Raw genomic sequence first — 13,165 nt, forward strand, 5'->3', positions numbered from 1 at the left:
CTGGTGACGGCTCTGGCGCGTGTGCATGTGCATGGGGTGGGGGTGGAGTGGGAGCGGTTGTTGCCGGGTGTGGGTGTGGTGGATCTACCGACGTACGCCTTCCAACGCCGACGCTTCTGGCTGGACGGCCCGCGTGCCGGTGACGTGGAGAGTCTGGGACTGACGGCTGCGGACCATCCGCTGCTGGCTGCGGTGATCGCGGAACCGGACGGCGGCGGGGTGCAGTTCTCCGGGTCGTTGTCGTTGTCGACGCGACCGTGGTTGGCAGATCACACGATCGGTGGGACGGTCCTGGTGCCGGCAACGGTGTTCCTGGAACTGGCCGGTCATGCCGCCGAGCAACTCGGACACGCCACCGTCGAGGAGCTCACCCTCGAATCACCCCTCACGCTGACCGCAACCGCCGCAGTCTCGATCCGGCTGACCGTCGAGCGGGCCGATACGCGCGGAGACCGTCGGTTCACGGTGTACTCCAGGACCGGCGCAGGGCAGTGGACCGCCCACGCGGCCGGCCTGCTCACGCCCTTCGCCCCCTCGGCAGGTGTCTGCCTGGACCAGTGGCCGCCTGCTGATGGCGTCGCCATCCCGCTGGAGGGCGTCTACGACCGCCTCGACGATCGGGGTTACGGGTACGGACCGGCCTTCTGCGGTCTCCGTGCGGCCTGGCGCGTCGGGGACGATCTCTTCGCCGAGGTCGCGCTGCCCGACCAGCTGCACGACGAGGCCGGTCGTTTCGGCGTGCACCCCGTTCTGCTCGACGCGGCCCTGCACCCGCTGGTACTGGAGGCGGCGCAGGAGGGCGACACGATCCGCCTGCCGTTCTCGTTCTCGGGTTTCACCATGCACGCGGTCGGCGCCACGGTGCTGAGGGTCCGCTGGACCCGTACCGGCCAGGACACTGCGCGCCTCGCTGTCGCGGACGGGGCCGGCGCGCCGGTGGCGACGATCGGGGCGGTCTCCCTGCGACCTGTCGACCGTGATCGGCTCGCACCGGCCGGTCCGGCCGTGGCGTCCCTGTACCGCGTGGACTGGGATGCCGTGCCTCCGGTCGATCCCGTCGACGAGCAGCGGTGGGTTCGCGTGGGCGAGGCGCCGCACGCTGACCTCGGGGCACTCCGTGCCGCTGTCGACGCGGGCCTCCCGGCACCGGAGTTCGTGGTGGTCAGTGGTCAGGAACTAGCTACCGACGCCCCGGCTGACGTGCCTCTGCAGACCCACGTGACGACGGTGCGCGGTCTGCAGGTGGTGCAGGAGTGGTTGACCAGCCGGCAGTTCGCCGAGAGTCGCCTGGTGGTGGTCCTGCCCGACGGCGCGCTACCCACGGCGGCGCTCGTGGGCCTGGTCCGGACCGTCCAGTCCGAGCATCCGGGCAGGCTGGCCCTGGTCCACCTGGACGAGGGTGGGGCGGCGCTGTTGCCGGTGGCGTTGGCGTCGGGTGAGCCCGAGGTCGCGGTGCGCGGCGGTGGGCTGTTCGTACCGAGGCTGGCACCGGCTTCGGGTGTGGTCGCGGCCGTGGCGGCGGGCCCGGCCCCGGAAGGCCCGGCCCCGGGGGGCATGGACCCGGAGGGAACGGTCCTGGTGACCGGTGGCTTGGGTACGTTGGGTCGTCTCGTGGCGCGGCGGTTGGTGTCGCACCACGGTGCGCGGCATCTGCTGCTGGTGAGTCGCCGTGGTGGTGCGGCTCCGGGCGCTGCGGAGTTCGTGGCGGAGCTGGCGACGTGGGGTGCGCGGGCCTCGGTGGCCGCCTGCGACGTGTCGGATCTCGACGCGTTGGCCGGTCTGTTGGACGAGGTGACGGCGGATCGTCCACTGACCGCTGTGGTGCACACGGCAGGCGTGCTGGACGATGCGACGGTCGGGTCGCTGACGGCGGGTCAGCTGGAGCGGGTGCTGCGCCCGAAGGTGGACGCGGCCTGGAACCTCCACCGGCTGACCCGCGACCGCAGGTTGTCCGCCTTCGTGGTCTTCTCGTCCATCGCAGGTCTGGTGGGCACCGCCGGTCAGGCGAACTACGCTGCGGCGAACACCTTCCTGGACGCTCTCGCGCAGCACCGCCGGGCGCAGGGTCTGCCCGCCACCTCGCTCGCCTGGGGGCTGTGGGACAGCGCCGAGGGCATGGCCGGCGGCCTCGGAGATGCGGACGTCGCGCGTTGGAAGCGCAGCGGAGTCCTCCCGCTGCACCCGGAACAGGGCATGGCGCTGTTCGACGCCGCGCTGGGTTCGGCGGAGCCGCTGCTGGTCCCGGCCGAGCTGGACCTGGGTGCGCTACGCGCCCTGGCCGAGGGCACCGGGCTCCCCGGCCTGTACACCGGCCTGGTCCGGGCACGCCGTCGGCAGGCGACGGGCGTCGCCCCCGGCGCCGGCTCGTCCTGGGCCCGACGGCTGGCCCCGCTCTCTCCCGACGACCGGGCACGAGCGGTGCTCGAGACCGTACGGGAGACCGTCGCCCTCGTGCTCGGGTACGGCGCTGGTGCCGACGTCGATCCCGGCAGGGCGTTCAGGGACGCCGGCTTCGATTCGCTGACCGGTGTGGAGTTCCGTAACCGGCTCGACGAACTGACGGGTCTGCGGTTGCCGGCCACGTTGGTCTTCGACTGCCCGTCGCCGGGGGCGGTGGCGGACTTCCTGCTGGCTCGACTCGAGGTGTCCGGACCGGTTGTCGCCCCGTCCGTGGTTGCGCACGACCTCGGTTCGGACGAGCCGATCGCCGTGGTCGGTATGGGGTGCCGTTATCCCGGTGGGGTCGGTTCGCCGGAGGATCTGTGGCGGCTGGTGGCGGCGGGCCGGGATGCGATCGACGAGTTCCCGGCGGATCGCGGCTGGGACGTGGACGCGCTCTTCGACCCGGATCCGGGAAGGACCGGCAAGTCGTACACGCGTAGGGGTGGTTTCCTCTACGACGCTGCGGACTTCGATGCGGAGTTCTTCGGGCTGAGTCCGCGTGAGGCGGTGGCGACGGATCCGCAGCAACGCCTGTTGCTCGAGGTCGTGTGGGAGGCGTTGGAGCGGGGAGGTATCGATCCCGCCTCGCTGGCCGGTTCCTCGACCGGGGTGTACGCGGGTGTGATGTACAACGACTACGGGTCGCGGTGGGGGAGGGCTCCGGAGGGGTTCGAGGGCCATCTGCTGACGGGCACGATCGCGAGTGTGCTGTCGGGCCGGGTGGCGTACACGTTCGGCCTGGAGGGGCCGGCGGTGACCCTGGACACGGCCTGTTCCTCGTCGTTGGTGGCGGTGCATCTGGCAGCACAGGCGTTGCGTCGGGGCGAATGCTCGATGGCGGTTGCCGGTGGGGTGACGGTGATGTCGACGCCGAACACCTTCGTGGAGTTCTCCCGGCAGCGGGGGTTGTCACCGGACGGGCGGTGCAAGGCGTTCTCGTCGTCGGCGGACGGCACGGGCTGGGCCGAGGGTGCGGGCGTGCTGGTGTTGGAGCGGCTGTCGGACGCGCACCGGCTGGGGCACGACATCCTGGGGGTGATCAGGGGTTCCGCGGTCAACCAGGACGGTGCGAGCAACGGTCTCACCGCCCCGAACGGCCCGTCCCAGCAGCGGGTGATCCGTCAGGCTCTGGCCAACGCGGGGTTGACGGCCTCCGATGTCGACGCCGTGGAGGCGCACGGCACGGGTACCCGGTTGGGTGACCCGATCGAGGCGCAGGCGCTCCTGGCGACCTACGGTCAGGAGCGGTCCGGTGACCAGCCCCTGTGGCTTGGATCGATCAAGTCGAATATCGGTCACACGCAGGCGGCGGCGGGTGTGGCGGGCATCATCAAGATGCTGATGGCGATGCGTCACGGTGAGCTTCCGGCGACCCTGCACGTCGACGAGCCGACCCCCGAGGTCGACTGGACGGCGGGCACGGTGCAACTGCTGACGCAGGCGCAGAAGTGGCCGGAGCGCGGTCGTCCGCGTCGCGCATCGGTGTCGTCGTTCGGGATCAGCGGCACGAACGCGCATGTGGTCCTGGAACAGGGACCGGAGCCGATCGTGGCAGGTGGCCCGGTCGTAGCGGGGCTTCCGATTGTGGTGTCCGCCAAGAGTGCGACGGCGCTGGTGGCCCGCGCGGGCCAGCTCCGCGGACTTCTGGCCTCGTCGGTCGTGGAGCCGGCGGTGATCGCTTCGGCTCTTGCGACGCGGGTTCCGCACCTTCCGGTCCGGGCGGCCGTCACGGGGGCGGACCGCGACGAGTTGCTCGCGGGTCTCGAGGCACTGGCTTCGGGCGGTTCCGCGCCGAACCTGGTGCAGGCCGTCGCCTCCGGCAGGGGCAGGACGGTGTTCGTCTTCCCGGGTCAGGGTTCGCAGTGGCAGGGCATGGCGCTCGAACTCCTCGACTCCTCCCCGGTGTTCGCCGCGCGGCTGGCGGAGTGTGGGCAGGCGCTGGCGCCGTTCACGGACTGGTCGCTGCTGGACGTGCTGCGCGGTGTGGACGGCGCGGCCGGTCTCGACCGGGTCGATGTGGTGCAGCCCGCGTTGTGGGCGGTGATGGTGTCGCTGGCGGCGCTGTGGCGTTCGGTGGGCGTCGAGCCCGATGCGGTGGTCGGTCACTCACAGGGCGAGATCGCGGCGGCGGTGGTCGCCGGGGTGTTATCGATCGAGGACGCGGCGAAGATCGTCGCGTTGCGTAGCCGGGCGATCGTGAAGCTGGCCGGCACGGGCGGGATGGTGTCGGTGGCGCTGCCGGCCGACGAGGTTCGCGCGCTCGTCGCCCGTTGGGGCGGAGCGGTCGAGATCGCCGCCCACAACGGCCCGGCGAGCACCGTCGTCTCCGGTGACCCGCAGGCGCTGGCCGACCTCGTCGCGCAGAGTGAGGTCGACGGATACCGTGCCCGCACCGTTCCGGTCGACTACGCCTCCCACTCCGCCCACGTCGACCTGTTGGAGGACGAGCTACGGGAGCTGTTGGCCGGCGTCACGCCGCGTACCGGTGAGATCAGCTTCTTCTCCACCGTCACCGGGCAGCCGCTGAGCGGTCCGGAACTCGACGGTGGGTACTGGTTCCGCAACCTCCGCCGGACCGTCCGGTTGGAGGAGGCCGTCCGTGCGCTGCTCCGCGACGGGTACCGTGTCTTCATCGAGGTCAGTGCCCACCCGGTGCTCACCTCGGCGCTCGGTGACACCGCCGACGACGCCGGCGTACGCGGGGCCGTGGTCGTCGGATCGCTGCGGCGCGACGACGGTGGACCGGACCGCTTCCTGGCCTCGGTCGCCGCGGCACACGTCAACGGGGTGCCGGTCGACTGGTCGGCGGTGGTCGGCGCCGCCGGTGGACCGGTCGACCTGCCCACGTACCCGTTCCAGCGGCAACGCCACTGGCTCGAAGGCCCGCCGCCAGCCGGGGACGCCGGCGGGCTCGGCATGGCCGCCGAACGCCACCCGCTCATCGGGGCTGCCCTCTGGATGGCGGCCGACGAGGACAAGCTGGTCCTGAGCGGACGGATCTCCCTCAGCGGGCAGCCGTGGTTGGCGGACCACGCCGTGGCGGGCACCGTGCTGCTCCCCGGCACCGCCTTCGTCGACCTCGCGATCCGGGCGGGTGACCACACGGGTCTCGACCAACTCGACGAGTTGACGCTGGAGGCTCCGTTGGTGCTCACGGGCCGCGGCGCGGTGCAACTCCAGGTCGCGGTCGACGCTCCGGACCAGGAGGGTCGGCGTGCGTTGTCGATCCACTCCCGGCCGGAACCCGGGGCCGTCGACGCGCTGCCGAGCCCATGGGCCCTGCACGCCACCGGAACGCTGGGCCGCGCGCAGGCGCGCACGGGGGCGCGGGACGCCGCCGCCTGGCCTCCCGCCGGCGCGGAGCCGGTGGATCTGTCCGCGGCGTACGACACGCTCGCCGAGCGGGGCTTCCAGTACGGCCCGACCTTCCAGGGGTTGCGGGCGCTGTGGCGCGCCGGGACGGAGATGTTCGCCGAGGTCGCCCTGCCGACGGACGTCGCCCCGGACGGGTTCGGGATCCACCCGGCCCTGCTCGATGCCGCGCTGCATCCGCTGGCGCTCGCCGAGGGCGGCCGGCTGGTGCTGCCGTTCGCCTGGACGGGCGTCCGGCTCCACGCGGCGAACGCCAACATGCTGCGGGTGCGGCTCACCCCTGCCGGCTCGGGTACCGCGATCTCCCTCGCCGATGCCGGCGGTGCGCCGATCGCGACGGTGACATCGCTGGGCCTACGGTCGGTCGACCCTGCGCAGCTGGCCGGTCGGACCACTGCGGACCAACCGCTACTCGAGGTGGAGTGGACGGCCGTCGGTGCCGGCCCCACGATCACCCGGTGGGCCGTGCTCGACGGGTCCGGCCACGGGCTGCCCGCCCCGCTGGGGACCTACCGTGACCTCTCCGGCATCGAGGGGGGTCCGCAGCTCGTCGTGGTCCCCGTCGCCGACGGGGATCCCCGTGCCGTGGCACACAGCACCCTGCGGCTGGCCCAGGAATGGCTCGCCGACGCGCGGTTCGGCGATGCGCGTCTGGTCTTCGTCACCCGTGACGCGACCACCGCCCGCACGGAGGCCGGCCTCGGCTCGGCTCCCGTCTGGGGGCTGGTGCGTACCGCGATGTCCGAGCACCCCGATCGGTTCGGCCTGGTGGACGTGACGCAGTGGGACCTCTCCGCGGCCGAGCTGGGCCGTGCGCTGGCCGTGCCGGGAGCACAGGCGTGCCTGCGGGACGGGGCGCTGCTGGTGCCGCGGCTGGTCAGGTCGCCTGCGACCAGCCACCCGGCGCCTGCGCTGGACCCCGGGGGCACCGTGCTGCTCACGGGTGCGTCGGGCACGCTGGGCCAGCTGTTCGCCCGCCATCTCGTCGCCGCGTACGGCGTACGGCACCTGCTGCTGGTGAGCCGCCGTGGCCGGGAGGCCCCGGGCATGCTGGAGCTGGAGGCCGAACTCGTCGCGCACGGAGCCGAGCTGTCCGTGGTCGCCTGCGACATCGCCGACCGGGCGGCGGTCGCCACCGTACTGGAGGGTGTTCCCGCCGAGCATCCGCTCACCGCTGTGCTCCACACCGCCGGCGTGCTCGACGACGGCACGCTGCAGGCACTCACGGCCGGGCAGCTCGACACCGTGCTGCGTCCCAAGATCGATGGTGCCCGGCACCTGCACGAGCTCACGGCGGGCCTGGACCTGGACGCGTTCGTCCTGTTCTCCTCGTTGGCCGGCACGGTCGGCACCGCAGGACAGGCCAACTACGCGGCGGCCAACACCTACCTGGATGCCCTGGCGCTCCACCGTCGGGCGCTGGGGCTGCCGGGCACCTCGCTCGCCTGGGGCCTGTGGGCCGCCGACAGCGGGATGACCGCCCACCTGACCGACGCCGACCTGGCCCGGATGTCCCGAAGCGGAATCGCGCCGATCAGCAGTGAGCAGGGGCTGACGTTGTTCGACGCCGCCCTGGCGACCGGTCGCCCGGTACTCGTTCCGGCACTGCTGGACCACACCGGACTACGGCGGCGGAGCGAGGACGGCACGTTGGCCGCTCTCTTCCACGCACTGGTGCGCCCGGCGCGGCGGGTGGCGGTCGGCGAGCCGACAGGTGGAAGCCCGCTCCGGGAGCGACTGGCGGGCCTGCCGGCCCAGGACCAGCAGCGCGTACTGCTGGAGCTGGTTCGGGACACGGTGGCGTCGGTACTGGCGTACACCCGCGCCGACCAGGTCGCCACCGACCGAGCCTTCAGCGAGTTGGGCTTCGACTCGCTCAAGGCGGTGGAACTGCGCAACCGGTTGAACGCGGTGTCCGGGCTGAAGCTGCCCGCGACGTTGGTGTTCGACCACCCCGATCCGGTCGAGCTGGCGGGCTTCCTGCGGACGGCGCTCGTCGGTGCGGCGACCGGGGCGTCCGTGGCCGAACCGGTCGCCGGTGTTCCGGACGAGCCGATCGCGATCGTGGCGATGGCCTGTCGCTACCCGGGGAAGGTCGCCTCGCCGGAGGAGCTGTGGGCGCTGCTGTCCGACGAGCGGGACGGGGTGGGGCCGTTCCCGGACGATCGTGGCTGGGACCTGGACAACCTGTACGACTCGAACCCGGATCACGTGGGCACCTCGTACACCCGGCACGGCGGATTCCTCTACGACGCCGCGCAGTTCGATCCCGAGCTCTTCGGCGTGAGTGCGCGGGAGGCCACGGCCATCGACCCGCAGCAGCGCCTGCTGCTGGAGATCTGCTGGGAGGCGTTCGAGCGTGCCGGTATCGACCCGACCTCGCTCAAGGGCAGCCAGACCGGTGTGTTCGCCGGTGTCATGGCAAACGACTACGCCGCACGTCTGAAGGACGCCCCCGACGCGTTGGAGGGCTACCTGTCGGTCGGTAGCACGGTCAGTGTCGCCTCCGGCCGGGTCGCCTACACGTTCGGCCTGCAGGGACCGGCGATCACCGTCGACACTGCCTGCTCCTCGTCGCTGGTCTCGATCCACCTCGCCGCGCAGGCACTACGCAACGGTGAGTGCGGGTTGGCGTTGGCAGGGGGTGTGACGGTGCTGGCCGCGCCGACGCTGTTCGTGGAGTTCAGCCGGCAGCGCGGCCTGGCACCGGACGGCCGCTGCAAGTCCTTCTCCGCGCAGGCGGACGGCACGGCGTGGGCCGAGGGCGCCGGAGTGCTCCTGTTGGAGCGGCTCTCCGACGCCCGGCGCAACGGCCGTCGGATCCTCGGGGTCCTGCGGGGCACCGCCGTCAACAACGACGGTGCGAGCAACGGTCTCACCGCCCCCAACGGTCCCTCCCAGGAACGGGTGATCCGCCAGGCACTCACCAACGGGGGGCTGGTCCCGGCGGACGTCGACGTGTTGGAGGCCCACGGCACCGGCACCACACTGGGTGACCCGATCGAGGCCCAGGCGGTGCTCGCCACGTACGGGCAGGAACGCACGTCCCCCCTCCTGATGGGCTCGCTGAAGTCGAACATCGGGCACGCCCAGGCCGCCTCGGGTGTTGCCGGCGTCATCAAGATGATCATGGCGATGCGGCACGGAACGGTGCCGAAGAGCCTGCACATCGACGAGCCCAGCCCGCACGTGGACTGGTCCGCCGGCCGGGTGGAACTCCTCACCACGGCGGTGCCCTGGCCCGAATCCGGACGTCCGCGCCGGGCGGGCGTCTCCTCCTTCGGCATCAGTGGTACCAATGCCCACGTCATCGTCGAGCAGCCACCGGCCACCGAGGCGGTCTCGCCGCCCCCGCCGATGCCGATCGTGCCGCTGGTGCTGTCCGCGCACAACGAGGCGGCGCTGCTGGCGCAGGCCGATCAGGTCGGCGCGGTCCTCGCCGGAGCCACGCAGGAGGACCTGGCGTCGACCGGAAGCACGCTGGCCACGGGGCGTGCCGGGCTGGCGCACCGGGCCGTGGTGGTGGCAGCCACCGTCCCGGAAGCGGTCGGCGGGCTCGCCGCGCTGAGCGTGCGTGGCACGCCTGTGGCCGGTCGGACCGCTTTCCTCTTCACCGGTCAGGGCAGCCAGCGAATCGGTATGGGCCGGGAGCTGTACTCCGCCTACCCCGGCTACGCCGACGCCCTGGACGCCGTCTGCGGCGAGCTCGACCGGTGGCTGGACGAGCCTCTGCTCGACGTTCTCTGGGGTGAGGACCCCGCGTCGCTGGACCGGACCCATGTCGCCCAGGCCGCCCTGTTCGCCACCGAGGTGGCGCTCTACCGGCTCCTCGAGGGCTGGGGGATACGGCCGGACTTCCTCGGAGGTCACTCCGTCGGCGAACTGGCAGCCGCGCATGTCGCCGGCGTCTTCTCGCTGGCCGACGCCGCGAAGCTGGTCGCGGCCCGTGGCCGGCTGATGCAGTCCCTGCCCGGTGGCGGAACGATGCTCGCCGTCGAGGCCGACGAGCGGGAGGTGCTGAGGCTGCTCGACGGACGGGAGGACCTGCTGGGTGTCGCCGCCGTCAACGGCCCCACCTCGGTGGTCCTCTCGGGGGACACGGCGGCAGTCGCGGCGGTCGGAGCGGAACTGACCGCTCAGGGGCGGAGGACCAAGCGGCTCCGAGTCAGCCACGCCTTCCATTCCCCGCACATGGACGCGATGCTCGACGACTTCCACGCGGTCGCGAAGGACCTCGCCTTCGCCCCGCCCACCATCCCGATCGTGTCGACCCTGACCGGGACGCTGGCCACCGTCGAGGAACTGACCACTGCGGAGTACTGGGTCCGCCACGTCCGCCAGCCGGTGCGCTTCTGGGATGCGGCACGCGCGTTGGAGGCCGAAGGCGTGCGGACCTTCCTGGAACTCGGCCCGGACGGCGTGCTCAGCGCCATGGGACAGGATTTCCTCGACGCGGCGGCACTGCTGGTCCCGGTGCTGCGCGCTGGGCGTCCCGAGCCGCATACCGTCGTCACCGCCGTGGCCCACGCCCATGTCCGAGGCGTGCCGGTGCGCTGGCGTGCCCTGTTCGGCGAGAACGCCGGCCGGGCCGTGGACCTGCCGACCTACCCGTTCCAACGCCGGCACTACTGGCTGACCGAGGGGCGTGGCAGCGACGACGTCACCTCGGCGGGCCTGGACTGCGCGCGGCACCCGCTGCTCGGAGCCGGGGTGCCGCTCGCGGATTCCGACGGTGTGCTGTTCACCGGCCGGGTGTCGGCCCGTAGCCACCCGTGGTTCGCCGACCACACCGTCGCCGACACCCTGCTGGTCCCCGGGACGGCCCTGGTGGAGCTCGCCGTGCATGCGGGAGCCGCGGTCGGTTGCGAGCGACTGGAGGAGCTGACCCTCCAGGAACCCCTGGTCCTTCCCGACGCAGGGGCGCTCAGGCTGCAGATCACCGTCGGCAGCCCGGATGCGGACGGCCGTCGGCCGGTGGCGATCCACTCCCGTGGAGACCAGGACGGCGACGTCTGGGGCCGGCATGCCACCGGAAGCGTGGTCGCTGCCATTCCCCTCAGCCCGCATCCCGACCCCGAGCTGGCGTCCTGGCCTCCAGCCGACGCCGAACCACAGCCGGTCGACGACCTGTACGACCGCCTCGCCGGCCACGGCTACGGGTACGGCCCGGCCTTTCAGGGACTCCAGGCGGCCTGGCGGTCGGGTGACGACCTCTACGCTGAGGTACGGGCAGACGTCGACACTGATGGATTCGTCCTGCATCCGGCGCTGTTCGATGCCTCGTTGCATGCGCTGCTCCTGGAGGAGTCGGCGGAGATCCGGCTGCCCTTCTCCTTCGGCGGTGTCCAGCTGTCGGTGATCCGGCCCGGCCCCCTGCGGGTGAAGCTCTCGGTCGGCGGGAGCGGAGCCGTCGCGGTGCGCATCGCCGACGACACCGGAACGTTGGCAGCCACCGTCGAGTCGCTGACGCTACGAGCGCTGCCGACCGGCACGCTGACCGGCCACCCCCATCCGGACGTGTATGCGGTGGAGCGCACCGCGGTGGAACTCGCCACCGTGGGTGCCACGAGCATCGCGGTTCTCGGCTCCGACGACCTGGGGCTCGACGCCGGGTGCCATCGGAACCTCGCCGCCCTGACCGCGGACGGCGTGGCCGTTCCCGACGTGGTCGTCCTTCCGGTACGTCCAGCCTCCCCGGAGGCGACGGCCGAGGTCACGGGAGAGGTGCTGGCGGTGTTGCAGCAGTGGCTCGACACCGACAGGCCGATCGGAACACGACTCGCCGTGATCAGCACGGGGGAACTGGCGCACAGCGCGCTGTCCGGGCTGATCCGGGCTGCCGAGTCGGAACACCCGGGGCGATTCCAGCATGTGATCACCGACGGCCTGCCGGCCAGCGAGGAACTGCGCGCAGCGGCTCTGGCAGATCCGCGACCACAGCTCGAGCTGCGCGGGGGACACGCCTACGTGACCAGGTTGGTGAGGGTGCCGCAGCCGGTCCGACGCCCGGACTCCGACGGCCGGTTCGACCCGCAGCGTACGGTGCTGGTCACCGGTGGCACCGGGGCGCTCGGTGCCCTGGTCGCCCGGCACCTGGTGGAGGACCGTGGCGCCCGCCGGCTGCTGCTCACCAGCCGGCGGGGCGGCGCGGAGAACCTCGTGGCCGAGTTGACGGCGCTCGGTGCCGACGTGCGGGTGGCGGCCTGCGACGTGGCCGACCGTGGGGCGCTGGCCGAGCTGCTCGCCTCGATCCCGGACGAACACCCGCTCGCCGCGGTGGTGCACGCGGCCGGAGTCGTCGAGGACTCCACCGTGGCGGCGATGACCCCGGAGAGCCTCGCCCGGGTCCTGCGGCCGAAGGTGCAGGCGGCCTGGAACCTGCACGAGCTGACCGCCCGACTGGAGCTGACGGACTTCGTCCTCTTCTCCTCCGTCGCCGGCCTGGTGGGCAACGCAGGACAGGCCAACTACGCCGCGGGTAACACCTTCCTGGACGCGCTGGCCGAGTACCGTCGCGGCGTCGACCTGCCCGCAGTGTCCCTGGCCTGGGGGATGTGGCAGGGCGGAATGGCCGACGAGCTCGAACAGGCCGATCGGTCCAGGTTGATGCGCAACGGGGTGCTACCGATGCCGACCGACCAGGCACTCGCGGCGCTCGACCTGGTCATGGTCGCCGACAGGACGGCACAGGCAGACGGTGACCTCGGATCCCGACCGGTGCTCGCGCCGGTGGCGCTCGACCCTGCCGCGCTGCGCTCCCTCGGAGACACGTTGCCTGAGCTGTTCCGCGGTCTGGTGCGTGCCGGGCGACGAACGGACCGGCACACCACGCCCGTGGAGATCCCGCTGGCACAACGGCTCACCGGGATGGGCGAGGCGGAGCAGGAGGCGCTGCTGCTCTCCTTCGTCAAGGAGCAGGTCGGCGTCGTGCTGGCCCACCCGGCACCACTGACGATCGACGCCCGGCGCGGTCTGATGGACCTGGGCCTCGACTCGCTCACCGCCGTCGAGCTCCGCAACAGGCTCAACACCGCCACCGGGCTGAGGTTGCCCAGCACGCTCGTCTTCGACCACCCGACCACGGCAGCGCTGGCCGAACACCTGCGGGGTCACCTGATCGGCCAGCAGCAGGATCCCGTCCAGAAAGCACTGGACGCCCTGGAGGCCGTCATCGCCACCCCGGACACGCCCGACGGCGTCGCCCTCGCAGGAACGATCGCCGCGCAACTGCGCAGGCTGCTCCGGATGGTGGACGGAGGGCCGACCCTGCCGGCCGTCGAACTGGACACCGACGACGACCTCTTCGCGGCACTCGACAACGAACTCGGCAGGCAGGCATGAACAACGAGCA

At 72.1% G+C, this 13,165-nt stretch carries 1 protein-coding gene; it reads left to right on the forward strand.

What is annotated here, in order from left to right; genetic code table 11:
- Nucleotides 1-36 precede the first annotated feature (36 nt).
- Nucleotides 37-13,155 (forward strand): SDR family NAD(P)-dependent oxidoreductase, encoded by a 13,119-nt coding sequence (locus tag AC0AIB_RS04435; RefSeq protein ID WP_465096067.1) that lies wholly within the window; start codon nucleotides 37-39, stop codon nucleotides 13,153-13,155.
- Nucleotides 13,156-13,165: the final 10 nt, after the last annotated feature.

It is taken from the genome of Micromonospora sp. DSM 43699 (genome assembly GCF_055517075.1).